This is a genomic window from Methanocella sp. MCL-LM (assembly GCF_049676595.1).
Taxonomy (GTDB): domain Archaea; phylum Halobacteriota; class Methanocellia; order Methanocellales; family Methanocellaceae; genus Methanocella_A.
Map to the genome: position 1 here is coordinate 494,529 of NZ_CP187259.1, position 24,154 is coordinate 518,682.

The following is a 24,154-nucleotide window of genomic DNA, read 5'->3' on the forward strand; positions in this document are numbered from 1 at the left end:
AAGTGTTATCTCTGTGCCCGTGAACGTACACGAACGCTGCGCTGTGCCAGGATCACAGATTACGACAGATACCACAGATTGCACAGATGCTAATCGATAACAACAAGGGAAATGCTTCTCTGTACTCCTTATTTTAAAAGAAATCTGTGCAATCTGAGCAATCTGTAACAATCTGTGATCCTGGCGCAGCGCAGCGTTCGTCTTGCTGTCACACGACATCGCGATAGCGCTGATTTAGACCTCGCTGCCGGTAAAACACGCCATCCATTTTAATATTTCAAGCGAATAAAAATACTGATGGCATGAGAATAGGCTTTTTCGTCTGGGAATACCCCCCGAGGCTGATCGGAGGGCTGGGGACGTATGCGGAGTACATCACCCGGGACCTGGTGAAGATGGGGAGCGACGTGGTGGTGTTTACCCTGAACCCGGGGCAGCTCAAGACGAGCGAGGTCATCCACGGCGTCGAGGTCCACCGGCCTCTCAACGTGGACGCGTCGAGCGTGCTCCGGCTCTTCGTGGGCAACGAGCTCCAGTCCTGGGGAGATCAGCTTCGATTCTTCAGCTCCATCTTTACCAACGACATCCTCTGCACATCCAAGATGCTCAACAGCCTCATCCGCAAGGATGGCGTCCGGTTCGACATGATCTGCGTTCACGACTGGCTGGGGGGCATGGCCGCATCGATCGTGAAGGCCGAGGAGGATCTGCCCGTCGTGTTCCACGTCCACTCGACGGAGTGGGGGCGAAGCAAGGGCATGGGCAGCAAAGTCGTCAACGATATCGAGTACCAGACCTCTGTCGTGGCCGATCGCATCATCACCGTCAGCTACGCCATGAAAGAGGACCTGGTCAACCACGGGTGGCCCAGCGAGAAGATCTTCGTCGTCTGGAACGGGGTGGACCCGGAAGTCTACAGTTCCAAAACGGTGAGCCCCTCGGAGATCAGGTCGCTGCGGGCGAAGTACGGCATCAAAGACGGGGAAACGATGATCCTGTTCGTGGGCCGGCTGAACTGGGTAAAGGGAATCATCAACCTGGTCCAGGCCATGCCGGCCATTGCGAAGGAATACCCGAAGGCAAAGCTGGTCATCCTGGGCACCGGGGACGAGGAGGCGAACATCCGCAACCTGATCAAGCGGCTTGGCATCGAGAAGAACGTGATCTGCCGGTTCGAGTTCGTGCCCGAGCACGAGCGGATCGTCCACTACGCCGCCTGCGACATCGGGGCGTTCCCGTCTGTCTACGAGCCCTTCGGCATTGTCAGCCTCGAAGCCATGGCGCTGGAGAAGCCCATCCTCGTAGGCGCCCGGGGCGTCTCCGGGCTGCGGGAGCAGGTCGTCAGCAGCGAGCCCGGGCAGACCGGGATACACGTGGACGGCAGCAGCGCCACCGACATCGCGTGGGGCCTCCGCCAGATCCTCTCCAGCCCCGAAAAAGCGAAGGAGTGGGGCCGCAACGCCCGGCAGCGGGTGATAGACTACTTCACCTGGGAAAAGGCAGCCAGGCAGACCATGGACGTTTACGAAGGCCTGGTAGAGTCCTACCAGCGCGGCAGCAGGAAGTGACTTAATGAGCAGCAAAGCATCCCGCAGTAAAAAGAGGCCGGCAGCGCCGGCAAGATCCGAAAAACCCGGGCCGGACCAGGCCATCGCAGAGGCACTCTTCAACCCGAAGGACAAAAATCCCTATTACTTCAACGACAAGCCGTTAATGAACTTACAGGAGCTCGTCGACTACCTCGTGGCCTTCACCGGCGAAGAAGGCCTGTGGGTCGCCTCGTGGCTGGAGTATCTGGGAGATGGGGAAGTGGCGGAGCGGATCAGGGAGAACCCCGTCGACTTCAAACACATAGTGCGAGAGCGGTATGACGAGCTGAAAGCCGTTGTGGAGAACGCCCCCATGCCCCGATGATATGTGTGGTAATTGAAACCACGGCGGCACGGCGACACAGAGACAGAGCGAGAAACGATGGCTGGAGGGTTATTTGAACCACGGCGGTACGGCAACACAGAGACAACCGTACCCGAATAGCAAGAAACCTTTTTATTGATCCACGGCGGCACGGCGTGCTGACTGCGTGGAGACGACTATGTTTAGCTTCCTTCAGGCTATCGATCGAAAGTCAGGCTGAAACGATTGGTTAGTAAGCTTATGGTTAATGCTCTGTCTTTGTGTCGCCGTGGACTGAAAAAGAGTTAACTTTTACCGGTTCACCATAGTCTTGGTGTCGCCGTGCCGCCGTGGTTCTAGTTACCACTGGCTTGTAGTGGATCGCCATTGTCTTGGTGTCGCCGTGCCGCCGTGGTTCCAGTTACCATCCGGCTTATCGCGAGTCGCACGGTCTCTGTGTCGCCGTGCCGCCGTGGTTCAAATATTTGATCTACAGTTGTCAGGATAAAGAGCTGTGCTGCAATGTTAGAAACGGTTATTGCTATTGTGATTTATTTCAACGGTGGCCGGTGTAGTGCGCCTTTTTCCTCTGCTTTGCCAGGGCGACGATGAGGCCCATGACGGTGCTGCCGAAGACTTTGGACTGTTCGGGCCCGGTGGTGGTGACGACGGTGTCGGAGACGACTACCGGATCGCTCACGTAGGGCACGCCGTAGCGCTTGTACTCGTTGACCACGGCCACCTGCTGGGTGGCGGCGACTTTTCGGCCCTGGAGCACGCCGGCATGGGCGAGGACGACGCCCGAGAGCCCGGTGGCGCCGATCACCTTGCCTTTGACGTAGGCCTGCCGGATCTTCCGCTGCAGCGTATCGTCTGCCCAGAGGTACCTTGGCGAGCCGTTGCCGCCTAAAATGAGTAAGGCGTCGATGCCTGTGACGCTGATGCTGGCGATGGTGTTGTCCGGGGTGACCATCCTGTTCTGCATGCCTCTCATGGGGGACATCTCGGTGCCCGCGACCAGCACCAGGGCTCCGGCGGCCGCAAAATAACTTTTAAGATAAGCGAGCTCCTCGTCGTGGAAGCTCTGCTGGGGGACCACGATCTGGACGAAGGACATGCCGGAAGCCATGCTAATTGCAGGGTTATGCCGCTTCACATGTAAATAGCTGTTCCCCTTCCCGGTAAACGTTATAACGGTTGCAGGCGAACAGTACTGATAATGTTCACAGGTTCGCTCGCCGACCCCCGCGGAAACATAGGGCAGGAGATCACCTACGCCGGAGACGCCGGCTTCGACTACGTAGAGATCAGCCTCGAAGGGCCTAATAGCACGCTGGAGAAACTTAACCCCGGCGCGGCCAGCCTGAAAACGCTCAAGGACGAGCTCGGGCTGTTCTACACCTGCCACACGCCCTGGGGCTGGAACATCGGCAACCCGTACCCGAAAATCCGGGAGGCCACCGTACAGCAGGTCCTCGACGTGATCGAGTTCGCCGAAGCCGTGGAAGCGAAGCTGGTCACCGTGCACATGCACACCAGGTTCGGCCTGTTCGACCGGCGGGAACTGATCAGGAACATGGCCTCCTCGCTGACGATCCTGTGCGACCGGGCGGAGAAGAGCGGCATGGCCATCACCGTGGAAAACGTCGACCAGACCCCCGATGACTTCAAAAAGCTGTTCGAGCTCGAGCCCCGGGCCAAATTCCACCTCGACATCGGCCACGCCAACATCTCCTGCGCCGGCGGCAACAACATCGTCGCCTTCATCGAGACCTTCAAGGACCGCTTATACCACTTACACGCCCACGACAACAAAGGCGGCCACAACGTCGAAGCCGACCTCCACTTAGCACTGGGCATGGGCAACATCGACTGGCCCCGGGTCGTCAGAGCCCTGAAAGCGGCCGGGTACAACCGCACCGTCACCTTCGAAGTCTTCACCCACAACCGACAGTACCTCGAGATCAGCAAAGACCTGTTCAAAGACCTGTGGGACAACGTTTGAATCTAATGTTCTAACCACGGCGACAGTGCGACTTGCATCAACATGGTGGTAAATAGAACCACGGCGGCACGGCGGCACGGAGACAACTGCGTAATGCATTGGCCAGATGGTGATTGTAACCACGGCGGCACGGCGGCACGGAGACAACTGCGACGCCGAACAGGTTACTCTTTTTAAATCCACGACGACACGGAGACAGCGCATTACCCAAAATCATTTTACAGGCTATTTCGATATTTACAAGTGACCGCATAGTCAGTAAACTAAGTATATGGGGATTCCCGGTTTCTCCAGCATAGTAACTAAAAAAGGATTGTCTCCGTGCCGTCAGCCCGCCGTGCCGCCGTGGATCAATAAAAAAAGGAGCCTTGCTATTCAGGTACGGGTTGTCTCTGTGTCGCCGTGCCGCCGTGGTTCAAATAACCAACTTGCTATCGTTTCTCGCGCTGTCTCTGTGCCGCCGTGCCGCCGTGGTTAGAACCTCCGCCCTTCAGTTGTCAGGATACAGAGCAGTGTCGCCGTGGTTTATTCCCGAGGTGCCTTTGGTATGACGATCACGCCTTCGTCGTCGCCGAGCTCTTCGGCCTGCCCTTCATCGTACAGTTTCGCCACGATTGCAGCCGCGCAGGCGTCTCGCTCATGCTCTGTTTTAGGCGAAGCCCCGAAGTCGACGGTTGTGCCGAGGATGCGGATGCTGGTCCTGGGGTGGACTTCTATGAGGCGATAGCCCTCGGCCTCGAGGATTTTTCGCAGGGCGACGCCTCTGAGGGTGAGCTGTTTCATGAAGGAGAAGCCGGGCGGGAAGACCCTGTGCCCCCGGCTGATTAGCATGCGGTCGCATTCCCGGATTTTGCGGGTGCCGCAGCAGGCGTCGTCGAAGCAGCACCGGCCCCGGGGGAGGGTGAGGGGGGCGTCGATGGCGATGACGGCCGGCTTTGCGTCCCTGATGAACTGCAGGATGTCCTCGTCGGACCGGAGGGTAGCGCAGCGATACTCGCCGTTAGAAAGAACGCAGGCGCCGGTCTGGTTTTTGGGGAGCGCCGCGAGGTCTATGCCCGCGTAGCTAATAGCTGAAGGCCCGCAGGTTTTTCTGGTAATTCTGCGGCGAGTAGTATTCGCCGTTTTCACCCCAGGTCACCTTGAACTTGACTATCATGAAGTCTGCATCCTTGTGCTCTTCGGTCACCAGCCAGACCTGCCGCTGCTCGCCCCGGGCGAAGTCGCCGACGTCGAAGATCTGGTAGTGGACGCTGCCCCCTGCGTTATCCCCGATGGTCACGATGATGCGGACGTTTTTCACATCCTTGCTGTCGTGGTTCCACACGAACATGGTGAAGTTCTCGAACTGGCCGTTGAGGCCCCTCTCGGTGGTGAAGACTCTGCTGTCCACAGGGGCAAGAATAAGCTCTACCGCGTCGCTGGGCTGCGAATTGGTGACGACCACACTGGGGGTAGCTGTTACCTGGACGACGGGCGTCGGGGTCGGAGTGGGGGATACCGGGCCGTAGATCACGTACGGGGTCGGGCTCGGCCTGCTCAGCGGATTGATGATGTCCGTGCAGCCGCCTGCTGAAACAGCCAGCGCCGCGATTCCCAGAACCAGTGCGATTAACAGTGCCTTCTTCACTACATAGCCCCCGTCTATATAGGAAAACCCCGCCTGACATATAAACATTACGTAGAAATGAGCGAGGGCTGTCCCAGCATCCGATTGCACATGTATCGTACGCTGCACTGTGATGGCGTAATAATTCCGGAGATGGGTATAAGAGTTGTCTCTGTGCCCGTGGACGTGGACTAACGCTGCGCTGTGCTATCTTTTGATTACTCTGGTACTCGATAAGATGTTGTCCCTGTACTCGTGAACGTGGACTAACGCTGCGCTGTGCTATCTTTTGATTACTCTGGTACTCGATAAGATGTTGTCCCTGTATTCGTGAACGTGGACTAACGCTGCGCTGTGCCAGATCACAGATTACGACAGATGACACAGATTGCACAGATAGTTAATAGATCATTCATATTAGAGTAAACCATTTCCCCTCTTACCGAGTCGTATCTGTGCAATCTGTGTCATCTGTCGTAATTTGTGATCTGGCTCAGCGCAGCGTTCGTGTTGCTGTCTCACGTCCTCAGAGTAATCTGAAACGTACAGCGCAGCGTTCGTGTTGCTGTCTCACGTCCTCAGAGCAATCAGAAACGCACAGCGCAGCGTTCGTGTTACTATCCTGAGCGGCTACCGATACGTATAATAACTTACAACAGCGAGTATTACAGTACGAGATACAGGGGTTTTTATGACCGAGATCAAGAACCGCGCCAGCTTCGGCATCGCTGACCTGGACAACGCTCTCGACGGCGGCATACCGCGGGGCTCGCTGATCCTGCTGGAAGAGGACACGGGCGCCAAGTCGGGCATTCTGCAGACGAAGTTCGTCGCGGAGGGCCTGCTGAATAACGAGTACTGTTACCTGTTCAACATGGAGCACCCGCCCCAGGCGATCATCAATTCTCTGAGCACCTTCGGGCTGGAGCCGGAGGAGAACATCACCAACGGGCAGCTGATCGTCATCGACGGCTTCACCGACGCCTTCGGGTGGGGGGAGTTCGTCTCCAAGTGGAAGTACGTCTGCCACGACCTCTCGAACATCAACGAGGTCAGGGACGCGGTCAAGCAGGCGACCGCGGAGGTCGAGCCGTACAACAACCTGCGCGGCATCGTGGACTCGCTGACGACGCTGCTGCTGTCGAGCGACTCGGAGCGGGCTATCCTGCACTACATCCACCACCAGATGGCCACCCAGAAGAACAACGGCACCACTTCTCTGTTCACCATCCACATGGGCGCGCACAGGCCCGAGCTGGTCAAGGCGCTGGAGCACATCGTGGACGGCGTGATCTGGGTCTCCAAGGTGGACATGGAGGACAATCCCCGGGACGTGCTGCAGATCCGCAAGCTCCGGGACTCCAACTACTCGCCTCGCATGTACTACTTCAACGTGGATGACCACGACGCGACCTTAGAGGAGATGCACCCGGGCAGAAAGTAGCCGGGGCATCTGTACTTCTTTTAACGAATTCCGGGGCCTACAGATCTTCAGGCAGGCCGTGACGACGGAAATTTTGAGAGGTATCCTGCGGTAGCTGCACACCGTTCCCATCGATGGCATGCCCTTCAAAGTATCCCTTGACGAGCTGCCGGCGGGCACCCGGCAACCACCGCCAAGGATGCTGCATAGGCCTCGGAGCAGACGGCGGCTGACTATTTGTTATATCGCTCCCGTAAGGTGTTTTTATGTTGACTGCCCTGACATTTTTTCATTTTCTCGTCCGTATGAGAATTACTATGCCGAGGAGAACCGTGACAATAAATACGGCCATACCTGCAAGGCCAAGGTTCAAATCTGGCTGTGACTGACTACTTCCATCGTTACTGTCTACAGATAGTTTATCCTCAGTCACGGGGAGTTCCGTAGTATTAGAATCCTGTGAATCGACTGTGCCTTTGATTACTATCAAAGGCTTGACGACAGTTTCTGATCTTTCACCGTTACCGACAGCGCCGAAAATGTTCTTTCCCCATCCATATACCGTCCCATCATCTGACAGTGCAAGCATATACGAAGCTCCTGCCTTGACCGATACTATATTGTTTAAACCAGGTACTATCACGGGCCGGATACTATCCCGGCCGAATTTCAGCCCGTTGCCAAAGCGGCCCTCCTGGTTCTCACCCCATACCCAGAGCGTACCATCATCTTTCACGGCCAGCGAGTTCCGGGCACCTGCAGAGACTGAGGTGACGTTGTACAGGCCACCCGTTTTCCCGGGGACAAGCCTCTCGCTGCCTAAGTTTGATACGGGCAACATCATGCTTAAGGTGTCTTCCGCAGGATCTCCGAGCTGACCCTGCCCATTGTTACCCCATGTCCACACGGATCCATCGCTTTTCAAAGCTATCGAAGTGCCGTATTCCCCGGTATCTATCGCAGATACGTTATTGATGGATATCCTGACTGGCAGGCTCCTGATCTCTTTAGTCCCGTCCCCGATCTGACCGTATTCGTTTATGCCCCAGGCCCATACGGTGCCGTCACCTGTAATGGCTTTAGAGCCCATGTAGCCTGCAGAAATTTCTTTGACGCCGGACAGTCCTGGGACTTGTACCGGTGTCAATTCGTCATGGCCGACATTATCGTTACCAATCTGCCCGAAAAGATTACACCCCCAGGCCCATACGGTCCCGTCTCTCTTCAGCGCCAGGTTGTGGCAATCGCCTGCGGAAATGGCAACCACCTCGCTCAGGCACTGTACTTGAACCGCTTTCGAACTGTCGACTCTCGTCCCGTCTCCTAGCTGGCCGTATTCGTTGTCACCAATCGCCCACACGGTTCCGTCGTCCTTGAGGAACAACGCGTTAAAAACGCCTGCAGAAGCCGCAGTTATGTTAGTGATGTCGACTAAGACCGGTTCATCAGACCGGAACGTGCCATCCCTGGTATCGCCCCACATGAACACCGTACCATTGTCATTCAGGGCGACAGAAACATCCGCTTGTGCATCGATCGACACCACCTTTGAAAATGCCGTGGCAGGCATCAGGATGACGAATGCAGATAGCAATACTGTGATGCATAGTATTTTTCCGATAACACAAAGATATGTCTTACTCATGGTCTTACACCTCGTCTGATCTGGAGAAGATGATGCAATTTAACGCTACGATGGCGATGATCTCCAGCAGCATGAATAAAATATACGGGGCTGCAGCGCTGAGCCAGACATAGTACGGCACCGTCGTATCGATAAGCAGCTTAGCTTTGTCGACGTGAAAAATCGTAAAATACAGCTCGTGCGGGCTCAGTATCTTAAACGACCCCAGGTACCTGGTCAGGCTCCCTTCCCATTCGACGAATAAGAACGTTATCGTAACGGCAACTCCCTCGAGCAAATTTTTACACGCCAGCCCGAACAGCATGGTGATCCCGGACACCAGAGCACACTCCATCGAAAGTATCGCGATCAACGATACAGCCCTGATCAATAATTCGTCCATCAAGCCGGGTATCCCGTTGAATAGCATATGCATTAATAACGAGCCTGCCAGAGTGACAGTGATTAGAATAATCGAAAATAGGTTGATGCCGACGAATTTTCCAATCAGGACGTCTCGGCGATATACCGGTTTGGAGAGTAATACGTTCAAAGCGTGCGAATTTTTATCGTCAAGCACTGATAATACACCAAAAAACATGGCGGTGATGGCGCAAAATAACGATGTGTAATAAAATACGTCTCCGATAGCAATGCGTATAAACACATCCCCTTCTCCTGGCTGGCTTACCCATGCTTGATCAAAAAATTGGCTTCCGTAACCAGTTAAAAAAATGTTAACAATAAATATTATGTATATAATGATCACAAATGGGCTCTTATATATCCTGCCAAGCTCGTTGAGGGCTATTTTTGCTATGATGCCCGTTACATTTTGATTGCCCGTCATACTATATCCCTCCTCATAAATACCATGTAGCATACTATGACCGATAAAAAGAGGTAAAGGCATAGCCTGATGACGTAACTGCTCAACGATCCGATAACATCACAGGCGCCGTAAATCGGGCTGAAAATGTTACTGTTATTAATTATTAAGCCTATAACTCCTTTCGGTGATAACAGGACGATGAAGTATTCAATTGCATCCATGTTTACTGGCATAATTGAATTTATTATGTGAGATATGGTTTGAGTTACGTTAACACCGACTATGAAATCGAACATCTCAACTATCAATGTGGATATGATTAACGCAATCGCCTGTTTGTCTACGATGATCGCGACGGTCATCGAAAGCGTGACAAAGATGAGATCGTAGATCAGCGACAGCAGGTAGACAAAAGCGATCTTTGCCGCGAAGTCGAGGATGAAGGTAGAGATATATTCCCCGGAAAGCATGAGCAGCCCCGATACGTATATGAGCAGGGCGAACCCGAAAACGAGAGACATAAAGCAGCAGGCCCCGAGGAGCTTTCCGTTTATGATCGTGTCTCTGTACAGCGGCTTGACGATTAGAGTATTTAGGGCGTGATTTTTCTTTTCGTTAGCTATGCTGGAGAACCCGATGATAACGGAGAAAAAGCTGCCATAAAGCGTCAGCGTGCACATGGCTGAAAGAACGGAACTACTGAACTCTATGTTTTTTATCAGGCCGCTCGAAAGGGCATGATGATATTCGTACAGGTTTACGCCGACGTAAAGTAGCAACACCGCAGCGCCCAGCAGTACAATTTTACTGTTGATAAGGTCAACGCACTCTTTTTTTGCGATACTACCCAAGTTGCTCACGTTTAGCCTCCGAAAAAAGAAAAAAGAAAAAATATTAAGATCTGGTCATACGCTGCGCTGTGTTGAAGTCGGTACCCTTCCAGTACGGGTTATCGTCTTTATACAGGTGGTTGTTGTTTAACGTATCAGTGTATCCCGAGTAGGGCATATTCACTGCACCGGAATACATAGACACCGTACTACTTACACCGTAATACGCTGGCAATGTGCCTGAAGATTCGAAGGAGCCGCCACCTGCACATCCAGAACTCCACTGGCATTTGTAAAACAGTGGAGCGGAGTAGTCATTCTTCCATTCGTTTCCCCACGACAGGGTTACGCCGTTGCTGACGGAGATCGTCTGACTGATGGTACTTCTCCACTGCGGACTGTTGAAGTCGTTTGCTCTTGATTTTTCTATTCCGTCATTACTACTCCAGGAGTATGCAAACGCGTTTCCGCTTGCAATCACCGAAAGTAATAATGCTGATATGATCACTAATGGTAGTTTGTACTTAAGCATTGAATTCCTCCTTTGGGGGTATTCAGTCTTTTGTCTCGGATGGCTTACGCCTGCCAGGCCGATATTGGACCTCTGTCTGGCGGCCTGAGCCTTCCGGCCTATTCGTAGCATCTCAAATGCACTCACATCGCTTTTATGTCTCTTTAATCCCCTCCTTTTGATGTGCAACTCTCGTGGCAAGCATTACATCATGCGCTCGGGTTGCATGTACTTGTTATGGCTTCTCTGGTATTTATATCGGGGAGGGCAGATACTTTTGCAATTGTTAAAAGCCGTAAAATAGTATGCCGTCGTTTTCCTCCAAGGGCTGAAAATGCCGCTTTTAAAATAATTATTTAATCGTTAACGTTTTGTGACATAAATTATATGGCTACCTACTTTTATACACCAAACTGATGCCAATGGGTGAAGAAAGAGATTATGAGGACTACTGCCAGATCATGCACGCGATGCGAAAGAGCGTCATTCGCATGAAAATTCTCGTCTACCTGTTCGTCTGCGGCGAGCCTCGCAATATTCAGCAGATCATGAATGTAGTAGGCACGTGGCCCTCCCATGTCAGGGGGGCTATGTGGGGCATGGGAAAGCGGTATAAGGCTGAGAGCTCGCTGCTTGCCAGAGGCCTGGTCGCCCGGCTGTCCGGAGATATTAATTCTAATGTCACGACCTATACTTTAACTGAAAAGGGCAGGGGATATGTCCTCCTCATATGTACCATACCTGAGTTTAACCGGCGTGTAAGAGCGATTATCGAGCAGTTCACCTGACTGCCGACAGAAGAGCTAATATCCCGGGGGAACAACTTTATACAAGGTCAATGCACATGAAGGTCATTTTCCTCGGCACCAACGGCTGGTACGATAACGAGACCGGCAACACCGTCTGCGTGCTGATCGACGCCCCGGAGGGCTACATCATTCTGGACGCGGGCAACGGCATCCACAAGCTGGACCGGTACATGACCGAGGATAAGCCCGCCTATCTTTTCCTGAGCCATTTCCACCTCGACCACATCGGCGGCCTCCACACCATCGTCCGGCTGAGCTTCCCCCGGGGCCTGCAAATCTTCGGCCAGGAAGGCACCCGGAAAATTCTCGGCGATATCCTGCGGCAGCCGTACACCGTGCCGATCGACGGCATGCCCTTCAAAGTGGACATCCGGGAACTGCCGGAAAACCGGGAGGCAGTGCCATTCCTCGAGGACTTCCGGCCGCTGGTGCACGTTTCCCCTTGCATCGGCTTCCGGTTCAGGCTCGGGGGCAAGGTCATCTCGTACTGTACTGATACGGGCCTGTGCGACAACCTGGTAGAACTGGGCAGAGGTGCAGACAGTCTCATTACGGAGTGCTCGGCGCTCTCCGGCCAGCAGCGATCCTCCTGGCCCCACCTGGCGCCGGAGGATGCGGTCGTCGTCTCGAAGAAGTCGGGCGCAAAAAGGGTGGTGCTGGTGCACTTCAACGCGGCGCTTTACCCGACGGTGGAGAGCCGGCGGCAGGTGCAGGCTTTCGTCGATCGGGAGGCGGGCAACATCACGGTCAGCTTCGACGACATGTTCCTCGATTTGTAGCCTCATTTTCGGACGGTCACGTAGATCAGGAAGCAGATGAACGCAATGCAGACCGCTCCGCTGATTAAGATGATGGCCCCGGAGATGTCAAACGGCCGGCCATGATCTGCGATCTGGGCTGCATCGACAGTGCCTATGGGGGCCGGGACCCGGGTCCACACTTTTGGGGTTGTCTGCACGTCCGAGTTTGCCGTTACTGTGCCTGCCACAGTGTACGGAATCTGGATATCCAGATCTTTGGCCCTGATCAGCGGGCCGGAGGGGATGACTATCAGGCCGCTGCTCGCATGGTGGCCGTCGTAGGTGGCGTTGATGACCCCTGCGCCGGCGGATTCGAACTTGAGGGCGTACTGGCCGTCAGGCCCGGTACGATCAGTAGTGCCGAAGCCTGAGACCGCGACGTTTTCCTGGGGGTGGCCGTTTACCGTGATCCGCCCCACAATCATGCTGACCTGCTCTGCCGTGGCTACCTGCGATACCATGCTGCATATCATCATTAACAGTAATATTACCGGGGCTATTTTGTGTATCTTTATCAACTCACGCCTCCGCTAGCCTTTCCATATCATGGAGTAGGCCGTGTAGCTCACCAGGGCTCCGCAGACCAGGAACAGCAGGATGATGGCTCCTGCCGGCAGGTCTAATCCTCGCGGCGTCCCGGATGTTGCGCTCACGTTAGCCTTCCAGTGAGGGAGGTTCACCGCATCTATCAGGGCAGCGCCTGGCAGTGCCGTGTCCATCTTTATCGCAGAGCCATTTTGCGTCGAATTACCCGGGTTGTGTGCCTGGATTCTCTCAACCAGAGGGGGAGGGTTCAGCTCCAAATACGAGATGCTCAGCGGGGGCGTATAGACAGCCCGTGAAAAGACTGAATCCTGTGTCGGAGTTGGAGCGGGAGTGGCTGTCGGAGCTGGTTCTGTTACTGGTATCGGTGTAGCTACTGGTGTAGATGCAGGTGTAGATGCAGGTGTAGGTGTAGGTGTAGGTTTGAGCGTTGGCGCCGGAGGGGCAGGCGTGGGTGTTACTTTCGGCTTTTTCTTATCGCCCTCATCTTCATCCTCGTCCTTATCTTCGTTCTCGTTCTCATTTCTGTCATCGTCCTTGTCTTCCCTGTCCTTCTCCCCGGTCTCTTCCTTATCGTCCGACTCATGGCCGGTGATCAGCGAAACGAGGACGTTTACAAGCCGGCTGTCGTCGTTGTCGTGGCCGGAGTGTTTGGCGATAGCCGTGGGCAGGGCCAGTGTGCCGAGAAGAAGTGCCCCGACGATAAGTAATGCCACATATCTTGCCCTGATCATAGTGAACCTCTCTATGCACATGGATCGATGAAGCAGTCATAGATCAGCATGCGCTGTCGCAGACATACTTTAGATAACGAACATTTAGTATAAAACAACTTTATATATGTTATTAAATAAAAAACCAACTTATTTCCTATTGGCCGGTAGAAGGGGTATCTCTACCCCTTTCTTATCACGGAGTACGCTACGAACCCGACGTAGGCTGCGCAGGCGACGATCAGCGCGAACAGCGGGATATCTACCGGAAGGCCCGGTAAACCGGCTGTAGCGCCGGAGCTGGTATTAGGCCTCCACGAGGGTGTATTGATGTCCTGGGTCAGCGCAGAAGCGCCGCCGGGCAGCCCGGCGTCTATTACATTAGCCGAAAGGGTGGCATTGGACTGATTATTGGGCTGGGCTGATGTCCGGTTTCCGTCTACATTATGCGATGTCATGGCCCACGAGACGTCCGAGGGCGGCCACGCCACCGTTCCGACGGGCAACGAGTAGCCGCCGGCAGGTGCCGGAGCCGGAGTGGGGGTGGGCGTAACGGTAGGGGTAGGTGTGACCGTCGGTGTAGGTGTAATCGTGGGGGTGGGTGTGATAGTTGGGGTAGGTGTGATTGTCGGAGTTGGTGTAACGGTGGGAGTAGGTGTGGGGGTGGGGGTAGGGGTAATGGTTGGGGTGGGTGTAATATGAGGCGTGGGAGTGGGCGTTATTACCGGCATGGCGATGTTCAGGTTCACGTCGGGGTAGGGCGGGTTTTGTAATGTCAGCTCCCCGCTGTCTGCCGAGTATTCGTTAAACGTAGCTGTGATGGTGCCTCTGCTGCCATTGGTAATGGCCGGCAGCTCGTATCTGCCCTGATCATCCGTGACATCGGAAAGGCCGAATCCGCTGACGTATACACCGTGCTGCGGAACGCCGTTCACGGTGATGCAGCCTTTGACGCTGCCCGAAGTTTCCTGGGCGAACCCGTATGGCATAAAACTGCCGCATATAGTAACAATTATCAACGCTGTAATGAGGATGATATTACTCGCCTTGCTCATCGTAAGCCTCCGCTTATCCGACAAGCTACTCTACTCCATATATTTATATAATAATTACGTGATATTTAACAGGATGGCGCCGTCGTTTCCCGAAAAGCGTGGAGTAGGGGGGATGGCGTCAAAAAAAGAGCGGCTGGCAGTGGTTTGATACGAGCCGATATGCAGCAAGAGGATGCGTCAACCCCAAGAAAAAGCGTCGGCTACGCCGGCCTATTTCCTCCTGAATACCTGCCAGTACACCGCTATGCAGAGGAGCATAGCCAGCGTAACTATAAGCACACCCCCAAGCAGGATGGGGACACTCATGCCACCGCTCGTCCCGGCCGGAGATACGGCCGATGGTTGAGCAGCCACTACTACCAGCGTGAAGGTCGAGAAGCCTCCGGGTGAAACGATCTCAAAGGTCAGCGTCTCCACATCCGGGCTGCCGATCAGCCGGGCATCCAGCAAAGAGTACTGGCCGTCGCTTTCCCGGATCACTTTATAGCTGCCGTCAGTGTCGAAATCGGCAGGCCTGGGGATGGTGATGGTCAGGCTTCCGGATTTGATGTCCCTCCCGTTCTCGAGGTTCTCCTTGATCACTTCGACCACGGCGAGCACCTTGCTGCTATTGTTATTGAGGCCTGCATGGCTCAACGCTTCAGGGACCCTACTCTCGTTAATATCCTCCGGGGCGGTGACTTTGATCCCGAGCGTGGCGTTCGAAGGTATGCCGTTGAGATCAGCGCTTGCGTACACAGTCACGTTTCGACCGTTGAGCGAAGCCTCTTTTCTGGACACCAGGCTTGCATCTGTGACTGTTGCCGTCGAATTGTTTACAGGGCTGACCCGAAGCACCATAAAGCTGTCAGTTTCATTTTCAGGCGACCGCATCTGCATCGCAATCCGGCCATCCCTGACGAGGCTATCCATGCGAGTTCCTTCCGGGGCGTAAACCGTGTTCCCGGTCAGGTTCAGGAATTGGGCATCGACAGTGCCATTGATATCCTCAAAGTACCTGGGTGTGGGAACGGCTGCTGGTGTCGGTGTGGTGACAGGCGACGCTGTTGCCACGGGTGTCGGAGGGGTGGGTGTAGCTGTAATAGCCGGTGTCGGAGCGGGCCAAATCTTGACGTTGGCAGGAGCGGTCGAACGGGCTTCCACCGCGAAGGCGTTAGAGTATCCTTCGCCGAACATGGGATGGCTTGCGTATATCTTGTAGCCGGCCTCATACCTGCCCAGCGTACTGTTCCAGGTGTCCTGCACCCGGGGGAACTGATAAAATCCGTTTGCGTCGGTAGACGTAGTATATATCCTGTGGTTGGTGTTAGACGCGTAGACAATGGCTACGTAAGCGTTCGGAACTCCTTCTTCCGGGCTGCCGGCGGTAACTCTGCCGCTGACCGAACCCGCATGATCTGCAGGTATCGGCACTGGCGTGGCAGCTGGCGAGGGGGTCGGAGTTGAAACCGGGGTAGCGGTTGCCGTGGGGGAAGGCATAGATGCCGGCGTGACAGTCGGAGTCGGTGAGGCTACCTGTATATCTGAATATATTACGACATTTGCGGGAGCAGTTGATCTCTGCTCTACGGCGAAGCTGCCTGAATACCCATCGCCGAACAGGCTGCTGCTGGCGTGGATTTTATAGCTCTGCGCGTACTGGCCTGTGCTAGTGTCCCAGGTATTGGCAACCCCCGGAAACTGGAAGAACCCCATGCCGTCGGTCTCCCCGACGTACAGCTCCTGGCCGGATGCTGCATTGACGATCGCCACACGTGCGTGGGGGATGTAGACGTTCGCATCCTGGGTCGTGACTCTGCCGCTGACCGCCCCATCGTACGGGTGATCAGGTGAGCTTGCCAATACCGGCTGCATTGTGATAGTGACCGGGATGGTGATCAGGATGATCATCAACATAACCAGTATAGTTCTGTTAGCTATTCTCATTGCTGTCTCCTCGCTTCTGAGAGCATCGTTGCTACGGGCTACTTTACGATGGACATAAGGCCTGCACTATTAATGATGTTATATATAATACTTTTATATAAATAGTTTGCCAGGCAAGCGGTTATGGATCTTCCAGCTGCTTGCCATTCCCCGGAACGGACTTCTATTTTTTCCTGAACGCCAGTATATACACTGTAAAGCCGGCCACTGCAACCAGCAGTATCAGCAAGGCAGGGTACAAAATTCCCGTCGTCGATGATGGTGCAGGTCCAGGCGCCGCGGGCACCCCCGTTTCCGCGGAGTTTTCTGGCACGTGGGCGAGCGTCACGTTCTCGTAACTACCATTCGCTACTTCAGGGGTGTTAGAGGCTTCCGTACTGTTCATATCGATAACCGTACTCTGCCAGCATGTAGTGCTTTCTATGCAGGCAGTGCAGGAGCCTGTAATATTTCGGCTGATGCCAATAATGCAGAACCCGGTCACGTTGACCTGGCCGGAGATATTGCCCGATGTCAGATTGATCATGGCCCGGCCGCCCGAGTCGGTCGCTATCATCTTTTCCGCCGGCAGGTACCCGATGGTATCGTTATCGGTGAAAAACGTGATTGTGACTCCCGACCGTGAGTATGGTACACTGTTCAGGTACAGCTGGGCAGTGATCACAGACACGTTCCCTCCTGCCATGATGGTGTCCGGATGCGCGCTCAGCCTGACCTCGTCCGGCATGGGGACGTGCTCGACAATGAAGCCCGACGAGGTCCTCGTAGTATCCGGAGTAGGGTCGACGCCGTGTGGGAAGCCCGGGACGACGATGTTTACGGTGGCGGTCGTATTTTCCCAGACGGCAAACGGGTTAGAGACACCCTCGCGGAACCTGGTATCGTTGGCATAGACGCAGTAGGAAAGGCATGGGCCAGCCCCGGTCATAGTGTTGTTGACAGCCGTAAAGGTGTAGTAGCCGTTTTCGTCTGCCTGTCCCTCGTAGAACGCCTGAGAAAAGTCGGCGGCGTTCACGATCGCCACGTACGCCCCGGGTATGCCCTGGCTGGCATTCTGCGTCGTCACCCGCCCGGTGACCGAACCGGGGTTCGGGTATGCCGGATCCATGGGCGGAGGGCTGACCAGTTCAATCGAGTTTATGGCAAATACCGGGGTCAGCCCGGACAGGGCCAGAAGCAGCATTATGGTAATGGGAATAATTTTCGACAGGCCAGTCATACTTATCGTCACAAGCCTGTAAATAATTCTGTATATATAAGGCTTCTATCATAATCGGTTAATTTATAGCGGCATATATACAGGTGTCCGGAACTACGGACGGACAAAAAAGTTGAGGCAGGTGATTATATCAAGCTCATAATCACCGGCACCAGCTGCGCTATCAGGCCGCTGACGATCAGCGCGAGGATGACTGTCAGGATGGTGATCCAGGTGGTGTCCTTCCAGCCGAGCACTCTTTTCAGCATGGCGATCGAGGCGATGCAGGGCATGTAGATCGTGGTGAAGACCGCGAACACGTACATCTGCAGCGGCGTCATCGCCAGGCTGAAGTTCGCGGTGCCCGCCATGATGGCCAGCGTCTCCAGCGCCATCTCTTTCCTGAGGATGCCGAAGATCAGCGCGGTTGCAGTGAAGTCCGGCAGGCCCAGCCAGCCGGTGGTGATCGGGGAGAGCAGGCTGTTCATCAGGCCCAGGAAGCCGACGTACTGGAGCACGCCGAGCACTGCGCTGCCCACGATGAGCAGCGGGAAGGCCACGTAGATGAACTCCTTCATCTGCATCCAGGTCTTGTCGACGACGTCCTTGACGCCAGGCACCCGGAGAGGCACCATTTCCAGCACCAGCCCCATTTCTTCGCCTTTGACCATCCTCCCGAGAATCCACGCCACGACGACCGCGATGATCAGCATGAGGACGTAGATCGACAGCCCCGCCCATATCGAGACGAAGCTGGCGACCAGGCCGAGGATGACGATGCTCCTGGCCGAGCAGGGCACCAGGCAGACCAGCGTCGCGGTGATAATCCGTTCCCTGCGGGTCTGCAGCGCCTTGGTCGACATGATGGCCGGCACGCTGCACCCGAAGCCGAGGATCATGGGGATCATGGCCCGGCCGTGCAGCTTGAACTTGTGCATGATCTCGTCCAGCAGGAACGCCGCTCGGGTCAGGTAGCCGGAGTTCTCCAGCAGCGCCATGAGCACGTAGAACGTCATGATGTACGGCACCACGATGCCGAGGCCCGCCTGTACGCCGATGAGCGTATACTCGACGATGACCTGGATCAGCGGGTGTGCCGCCAGCGCGGACGTAACGGGTTGAAGAATGTATTGATCGAAGGTGCCGACGATCAGCTCTTCCAGGAAGCCGCCCACGAAGAAGACCGTCAGGAGCATGGCCAGCATGGCTGCTGTCAGGATGATGAAGCCCCAGATCGGGCTGACCAGCAGGTCGTCGATGCGCTCCCGCAGCGACATCTGCGAGGCCGGCTTGTGGTGCATGACGCTCCGGGAGATGAGCCCGGCTTCGCTGTACCGGTTGCCCGCGAGGATTTCCAGCACCGGCGCTTCGTGGGAGCTGGTGATCTCGTCCCTCATGATGGCTACGGCTGTAGCTACTTCATCCGACCGGCCTTCCACTTTGCCGTGGGATAGCAGGAGGACTGCCTCGTTCCGCCGCAGGCCCATGGCCTTAAGCTGCGAGATGTAGTTTTCCACGTGGCGGTCGTACCGCACGTGGCGCTGCGCGCCTGCTTCCCGGGGCTCCCGGAAGGCGTGCATCAGCTCTTCCAGGCCCATACCTTTCTGGGCGGAGGTCGGTATGACGACCGTGCCCAGCAGGCCGGCGAGCTGCTCGTGATCGATCTGCATGCCCAGTATGGCTGCCTCGTCTACCATGTTGAGGGCCACGATGACCGGGATGTCCAGCTCTAGCAGCTCCAGCGTCAGGTACAAGTTGCGCTCCAGCCGCGTCGAGTCGATCACGTTGAGAATGATGTCGGGCTTTTCCTCTTTCAGGTAGTTAATGACCGTCTTCTCTTCCGGGTTCAGGGTGTCCAGCGAGTAGATGCCCGGCAAATCTGTGAGGTCGAGCCCTATTTCGTCGTGCATCACCCGGCCGTGGGCCACCTCCATGGTGGTGCCCGGGTAGTTCGAAATGAGGACGCCGATGCCGGTGAGCCTGGAAAACAGCGTGCTCTTGCCCACGCTGGGGTTGCCAATGAGCGCTACCTTGAGCGCTTTTTCGGGCCTCATGTTACCACTTTCGGGGCTGTCTTCGAGACCAGAATCTTGCAGGCGATGTCCCGGCCGATGGCGATCTCCGAACCCTTGATCCTGATCAGCAGGCTGTTTGAGGGAAGCTTTTTCTTGACGTAGACCGGCACGTCGGGCAGAAACCCTAACGAAAGCATGTAGTCCCGGGTGTTGTTGTCGAGGGTGATCACCCTGATGATGCCTTCCTCGCCTTCTTTCAGGTCGAACAGGGGCATGGTAACGTCTGCCTTGTCGCAGCACTCGCCCCTGGTGATGGGGTGATCGTCAGGGCAGTAGCGGGGATGCCCGAGGTAGGAGCAGATCTTCTCCATCGTGTCATCCGACACGGAGTGCTCCAGCTCGCACGCCTCGTCGTGGGCGGTGTCGGTGTCCACGCCGAGCGTGCCGACCAGAAACGTTTCCAGCAGCTGGTGTTTGCGCTCCATCCTGATCGCTTCGGCGCGACCTTCTTCGGTGAGAGCGGCGCCTTCGTAAGGCATGTAGTCGATGTACCCCTGGTCTCGCAGCTTCAGCAGCATCTCGCTGACGCTGGGAGGCTTGATGCCCATGGCCTGCGCGATGTCCCGAGTCTTAGCCCGGGCTCCGCCCCTCGTGAGGTATAAGATCGTCTCCAGGTACTCTTCTGTGATGTTTTTTCTCATAGTGATCAGACACAATTAGGTATGCCTAATTGTTAGGCCTGCCTAATATTAATACTTTCCTATGCGAGATGGGGGCATGCACACCGAGCAGCATATGGTCCGATTGGCGAAATAATACACATATATATTTATTTTAATAAAATAAAGTAGGGAGGCTGGTGGCTGGTCAACATGGAAAAAGAGGCAACAGCTGAAGAAGCGACAGTAGAAGTCACTTATAGCCCGGCATCAGCCGGGCTGAGCAGCGCGGAGGCGGCCCGGAGGCTGCAGACCTACGGGAGGAACATCTTCTCGAAGGTCGAGAAAATCTCCTTTCTCAAGATAGCGATAAAGGAGATAAAGGAGCCGCTGATGCTGCTGTTGCTCGGCGTAGGCATCCTGTACAGCCTGTGGGGCGACCTGGGAGATGCGGCCACCATCGTCATTGTGATCGTGCTGCTGCTGTCCGTGGAGATCGGCAACGAGTTCCGGGCCAAGAAGGCGATTCACTCGCTGGCTAAGCTGGCCTCCCCGGTAACCCGGGTGGTGCGCGATGGCAAAGTCCGGACCATCGAGACTGAAACGGTAGTACCCGGAGATCACCTCGTGCTGACGCCGGGCACGCTGGTGACCGCAGACGGTAAAGTTATCCGGTCATACGGCCTGCAGGCTGACGAATCCGCCCTGACCGGGGAATCGATGCCCCTGGACAAGGCTGATGGAGACCCTGTATTTGCCGGTACCATGATCATCGGGGGAGAAGGCAAAGCCGAAGCCCTCGCCACGGGGAAAGAAACCCGCATAGGCCAGATATCCAGCTCTGCGAAGACCATCGAGCAGCCTAAGACCCCGCTCCAGAAATCCATGAAGTCGCTCGCCCAGAAGCTGGTCGTCATCGCCGTGTTCTTCAGCGTCACCATCCCGCTGCTGGGCTTCCTGCGAGGGCAGGAGCCCCGGCAGATGATCCTGACCGCGCTGTCCCTCGTGTTCGCCACCGTGCCGGAAGAGCTTCCGCTCATCATCACCATCGTGCTGGGAGTAGGCGCTTTCACCCTGTCCCGGAAAAACCTGCTGGTGAAGAAGATCAAGGCCGCGGAAGTGCTCGGCAACGCCACGGTGATCCTGACGGACAAGACGGGCACCATCACGTACAACCAGATGAGCGTCGCGAGCATTTACCCGGCCGATGGCAGGAAGGAAGTACTGGAGGCGGCTATGGGGGCGCAGACCGAGACTTCCACGTCTCCGACAGACCGGGCCATCCGGGAGAAGTGCCAGCAGGAAGGAGTACAGCCCGTCGGAGGCGTGGTGATCAGGCAGCGGGGCCTGGGAACCGGAAAGAAGTCACGCGCAGTCCTCCGGGAGATCGACGGCACTTTCGAGCTCTTCGTATCCGGGGCGCCCGAAGAGATTTTGCGGTCGACGAGGGGCACCTCCGGCCCCGGGGAATGGGACGCCATAGCGAAGGAGACCGGCGAAGGCAGGCGAGTCATCGCCGTAGCCAGGCGCGCGGTGCCCGCCGCGGATCAGTCCCTGCCGTTCCCGGAGCTGGAGCGGGACCTCACCCTTGCCGGGCTCATCTCGATCGAAGACCCGCCCCGGAAAGAGGCCGGCGATGCCATCGCCCAGGCTATGAGAGCCGGGGTACGGACCATCATGGTAACGGGGGACCACCCTCTTACCGCCCGGCAGATCGCCGGAGCCGTTGGCATCCCCGCAGACAGGGTAGTCACCGGCGAAGAGCTGGACTCGATGTCAGACGGGCAGCTCAGGGACGCAATAAAGACCGTGTCCGTGTTCGCCCGCACAACCCCGGAGCACAAGTACCGCCTGGTCAGGGCGCTGCACGAGAACGGCGAAGTCGTGGCCGTCACGGGCGACGGGGTGAACGATGCGCTCGCGCTGAAAGGCGCCGACATCGGCATCGCCATGGGAGTCCGGGGCACGGACGCCGCCAAAGAGGCGGCCGACATCATCGTCGCGGACGACAACTACCGCACCATAGGAGACGGTATCTTCGAGGGCCGGAAGTTCTTCGACAACCTCAGCAAGGGTGTGAAATATTACCTCTCGGTCAAATCAGCCCTCATCCTGATCTTCCTGATCTCCGTCCTCTTCAACGCGCCGTTCCCGTTCTCTCCGATCAACATCATCATCCTGGAGCTGACCCTGGACCTGATGGCGACCAGCACCTTCGTAGTGGAGCCCGCGGAGAAGACCATCTTCACCAGGCCTCCCAGGGACCCGAAAAAGACGCTCGTGGACCGGCCCATGATGAAACGCATCGCCTTCTCCGGCATCAGCCTGTTCCTGGCGGTCATGGTGCCCTATTCCCTGGCGCTGGCCGCCGGTGTAGAGCTCCAGACCGCCCGGAGCATCGCCTTCTTCGCGTGGCTGGCCGGCCAGGTTTCCCTCGCCTACGTCGCGAGATCCGATCACGAGCCGCTATTAAGTTTAGGCGTCTTCTCGAACCGGATGCTGAACCTGATGCTCATCCTGGTGGCCGGCATCACTCTCGCAGTCCTCGGCCTGCCCGGCATCGCGGAGAGCATCAAGCTCGCCCCGATAACGATAGTCCAGCTCGCCGGGGTGATCGCATTCGCCTTCTGCCTGATCTTCTGGCAGGAGCTGGTGAAGATGTGGAAGTTTAGAAAGGAGCTGGTGCCCAAATAGTAATACGAACGCTGCGCTGTGCCAGATCACAGATTGATACAGATTGAACGGATTTCACAGATGGCTATCGTATAAAGTCATAGGATTACAGCCACATATTTCAATTCAAGCCGTATCTGTGCAATCTGCGGCATCTGTCGTAATCTGTGATCCTGGCACAGCGCAGCGATCGTGTGCAGGATCGCATTTTTAAGTTACCTGTGTTATGAGTCGAAGTTTTTTCAGTATCCAAAAGGTTTATCCAGTGTAACGCCTGTAACGGTATCACTGATAGTATGGACTTTTCCATCATCGTGCCGGCGCTGAACGAAGAGAAGCGGATTCGCCAGTGCCTCGATTCGATCAAGGGTCAGAAGACCTCCCGGACCTGGGAGCTGATCGTCTCTGACTCGGGCAGCACCGACAGGACCGTGGAGATCGCCCGGGAGTACACGGCCAAAGTCCAGGCGTGCACGGAGCGGGGTACCGCCCGCGCCCGCAACGAGGGTGCCAGGCTCGCCGAAGGCGACATCCTGATTTTCATCGACTCTGACACTATCCTGCTTCCCGGCTACCTCGAAACGATCGGGAAAGCCTTCGAGAACAAGGACCTGATCGCCTGCTCGTGCGCGTTCAAGTTCACCCGGAGAAGCCCGAAGCTGCTGTTCGCAGAGTATGTGACCAACTCCTACTATACCCTGAGAAGCGTGCTCCGAGGCGCCACCCTGCCCGGGTTCAACGTGTGCATCCGCAGGGATGTCTTCGAGAAGCTGGGCGGCTTCCGTTTATGTCATCTGGAAGACCTGGACATGAGCATCAAGCTCCGGCGGATCGGCAGGACCAGGTACATCGCCCGGCGGAAAACGATCACCTCGTCCAGGCGCCTGGAAAAGGACGGCCTCTACGGGACATTGAAATATTACATGGACCTGTTCGAGCAGACGCAGAACCGGAGGCTCGGGTTCCAGATCTTCAAGTTCCACAAGACCGAGTACGAGGACTACGTCCAGCGTGACTGAAAAAATAAAAAACCGTTTTT

The 24,154-nt window shown here is 55.9% G+C and carries 22 protein-coding genes; 8 read left to right on the forward strand and 14 right to left on the reverse strand.

What is annotated here, in order from left to right; all coding sequences use genetic code 11:
* The first annotated feature begins 302 nt into the window (after positions 1-302).
* Entirely contained in the window at positions 303-1,568 is a 1,266-nt protein-coding gene (locus tag ACPLPM_RS02505) for a glycosyltransferase family 4 protein (RefSeq protein ID WP_424358662.1), read from the forward strand.
* 4 nt (positions 1,569-1,572) lie between these two features.
* Positions 1,573-1,914 (forward strand): hypothetical protein, encoded by a 342-nt coding sequence (locus ACPLPM_RS02510; RefSeq protein ID WP_424358663.1) that lies wholly within the window; start codon positions 1,573-1,575, stop codon positions 1,912-1,914.
* Between the two features lie 535 nt (positions 1,915-2,449).
* Here the strand turns inward: ACPLPM_RS02510 and ACPLPM_RS02515 are convergent.
* Positions 2,450-3,049, reverse strand: a complete 600-nt coding sequence (locus ACPLPM_RS02515) for a DJ-1/PfpI family protein (RefSeq protein WP_424358664.1) — start codon at positions 3,047-3,049, stop codon at positions 2,450-2,452.
* A gap of 63 nt (positions 3,050-3,112) precedes the next feature.
* On the opposite strand from ACPLPM_RS02515, the gene ACPLPM_RS02520 reads away from it, so the two are divergent.
* Positions 3,113-3,898 (forward strand): sugar phosphate isomerase/epimerase family protein, encoded by a 786-nt coding sequence (locus ACPLPM_RS02520; protein WP_424358665.1) that lies wholly within the window; start codon positions 3,113-3,115, stop codon positions 3,896-3,898.
* Between the two features lie 525 nt (positions 3,899-4,423).
* Here ACPLPM_RS02520 and ACPLPM_RS02525 read toward each other — a convergent pair.
* Complete coding sequence (locus ACPLPM_RS02525; RefSeq protein ID WP_424358666.1) at positions 4,424-5,026, reverse strand: DUF429 domain-containing protein; 603 nt, start codon at positions 5,024-5,026, stop codon at positions 4,424-4,426.
* Positions 4,962-5,525 carry a hypothetical protein gene (locus ACPLPM_RS02530; RefSeq protein ID WP_424358667.1) on the reverse strand — a complete coding sequence of 188 codons (564 nt, stop codon included), beginning with the start codon at positions 5,523-5,525 and terminating at the stop codon, positions 4,962-4,964. The genes ACPLPM_RS02525 and ACPLPM_RS02530 overlap by 65 nt, the downstream gene beginning before the upstream one ends.
* A gap of 670 nt (positions 5,526-6,195) precedes the next feature.
* On the opposite strand from ACPLPM_RS02530, the gene ACPLPM_RS02535 reads away from it, so the two are divergent.
* The gene (locus tag ACPLPM_RS02535) at positions 6,196-6,948 is read left to right on the forward strand and encodes an RAD55 family ATPase (RefSeq protein WP_424358668.1); all 753 of its coding nucleotides are present in this window, start codon (positions 6,196-6,198) and stop codon (positions 6,946-6,948) included.
* Positions 6,949-7,216: 268 nt separating this feature from the next.
* On the opposite strand, the gene ACPLPM_RS02540 is transcribed toward ACPLPM_RS02535, so the two are convergent.
* From ACPLPM_RS02540 to ACPLPM_RS02555, 4 genes are read right to left on the reverse strand one after another with little or no spacing between them, the layout of a single operon-like run.
* Positions 7,217-8,572 (reverse strand): RCC1 domain-containing protein, encoded by a 1,356-nt coding sequence (locus ACPLPM_RS02540; RefSeq protein ID WP_012035926.1) that lies wholly within the window; start codon positions 8,570-8,572, stop codon positions 7,217-7,219.
* Between the two features lie 4 nt (positions 8,573-8,576).
* Positions 8,577-9,464 carry an ABC transporter permease subunit gene (locus ACPLPM_RS02545; RefSeq protein ID WP_081477308.1) on the reverse strand — a complete coding sequence of 296 codons (888 nt, stop codon included), beginning with the start codon at positions 9,462-9,464 and terminating at the stop codon, positions 8,577-8,579.
* A complete protein-coding gene (locus ACPLPM_RS02550; RefSeq protein ID WP_424358669.1) occupies positions 9,398-10,243 on the reverse strand; it encodes an ABC transporter permease in 846 nt (281 codons plus the stop codon). Before ACPLPM_RS02550 ends, ACPLPM_RS02545 begins: the two co-directional genes overlap by 67 nt.
* 34 nt (positions 10,244-10,277) lie before the next feature.
* Complete coding sequence (locus tag ACPLPM_RS02555) at positions 10,278-10,745, reverse strand: hypothetical protein (protein ID WP_148266574.1); 468 nt, start codon at positions 10,743-10,745, stop codon at positions 10,278-10,280.
* Between the two features lie 401 nt (positions 10,746-11,146).
* On the opposite strand from ACPLPM_RS02555, the gene ACPLPM_RS02560 reads away from it, so the two are divergent.
* Both ACPLPM_RS02560 and ACPLPM_RS02565 read left to right on the forward strand, forming a co-directional pair.
* Entirely contained in the window at positions 11,147-11,512 is a 366-nt protein-coding gene (locus ACPLPM_RS02560; RefSeq protein ID WP_424358670.1) for a helix-turn-helix domain-containing protein, read from the forward strand.
* A 56-nt stretch (positions 11,513-11,568) separates the two neighbouring features.
* Entirely contained in the window at positions 11,569-12,312 is a 744-nt protein-coding gene (locus tag ACPLPM_RS02565) for a ribonuclease Z (protein ID WP_424358671.1), read from the forward strand.
* A gap of 2 nt (positions 12,313-12,314) precedes the next feature.
* On the opposite strand, the gene ACPLPM_RS02570 is transcribed toward ACPLPM_RS02565, so the two are convergent.
* The 7 genes from ACPLPM_RS02570 to ACPLPM_RS02600 all read right to left on the reverse strand — a co-directional run bounded on the left by ACPLPM_RS02570 (position 12,315) and on the right by ACPLPM_RS02600 (position 20,484).
* Entirely contained in the window at positions 12,315-12,794 is a 480-nt protein-coding gene (locus ACPLPM_RS02570; RefSeq protein WP_424358672.1) for a hypothetical protein, read from the reverse strand.
* Positions 12,795-12,863: 69 nt separating this feature from the next.
* Positions 12,864-13,610 (reverse strand): hypothetical protein, encoded by a 747-nt coding sequence (locus ACPLPM_RS02575; protein WP_424358673.1) that lies wholly within the window; start codon positions 13,608-13,610, stop codon positions 12,864-12,866.
* A gap of 161 nt (positions 13,611-13,771) precedes the next feature.
* Entirely contained in the window at positions 13,772-14,578 is an 807-nt protein-coding gene (locus ACPLPM_RS02580; RefSeq protein ID WP_424358674.1) for a hypothetical protein, read from the reverse strand.
* A gap of 276 nt (positions 14,579-14,854) precedes the next feature.
* Positions 14,855-16,570, reverse strand: coding sequence for a hypothetical protein (locus ACPLPM_RS02585; protein WP_424358675.1), 1,716 nt, complete (start codon positions 16,568-16,570; stop codon positions 14,855-14,857).
* Between the two features lie 163 nt (positions 16,571-16,733).
* Positions 16,734-17,789, reverse strand: a complete 1,056-nt coding sequence (locus ACPLPM_RS02590) for a hypothetical protein (RefSeq protein ID WP_424358676.1) — start codon at positions 17,787-17,789, stop codon at positions 16,734-16,736.
* Positions 17,790-17,914: 125 nt separating this feature from the next.
* A complete protein-coding gene (gene feoB, locus ACPLPM_RS02595; RefSeq protein ID WP_424358677.1) occupies positions 17,915-19,822 on the reverse strand; it encodes a ferrous iron transport protein B in 1,908 nt (635 codons plus the stop codon).
* Positions 19,819-20,484: a DtxR family transcriptional regulator gene (locus ACPLPM_RS02600; protein WP_424358678.1), complete on the reverse strand. Its 666-nt coding sequence runs from the start codon at positions 20,482-20,484 to the stop codon at positions 19,819-19,821. The genes feoB and ACPLPM_RS02600 overlap by 4 nt, the downstream gene beginning before the upstream one ends.
* A gap of 171 nt (positions 20,485-20,655) precedes the next feature.
* On the opposite strand from ACPLPM_RS02600, the gene ACPLPM_RS02605 reads away from it, so the two are divergent.
* Both ACPLPM_RS02605 and ACPLPM_RS02610 read left to right on the forward strand, forming a co-directional pair.
* Complete coding sequence (locus tag ACPLPM_RS02605) at positions 20,656-23,136, forward strand: cation-translocating P-type ATPase (protein WP_424358679.1); 2,481 nt, start codon at positions 20,656-20,658, stop codon at positions 23,134-23,136.
* A 275-nt stretch (positions 23,137-23,411) separates the two neighbouring features.
* A complete protein-coding gene (locus ACPLPM_RS02610; RefSeq protein ID WP_424358680.1) occupies positions 23,412-24,134 on the forward strand; it encodes a glycosyltransferase in 723 nt (240 codons plus the stop codon).
* Positions 24,135-24,154 lie beyond the last annotated feature (20 nt).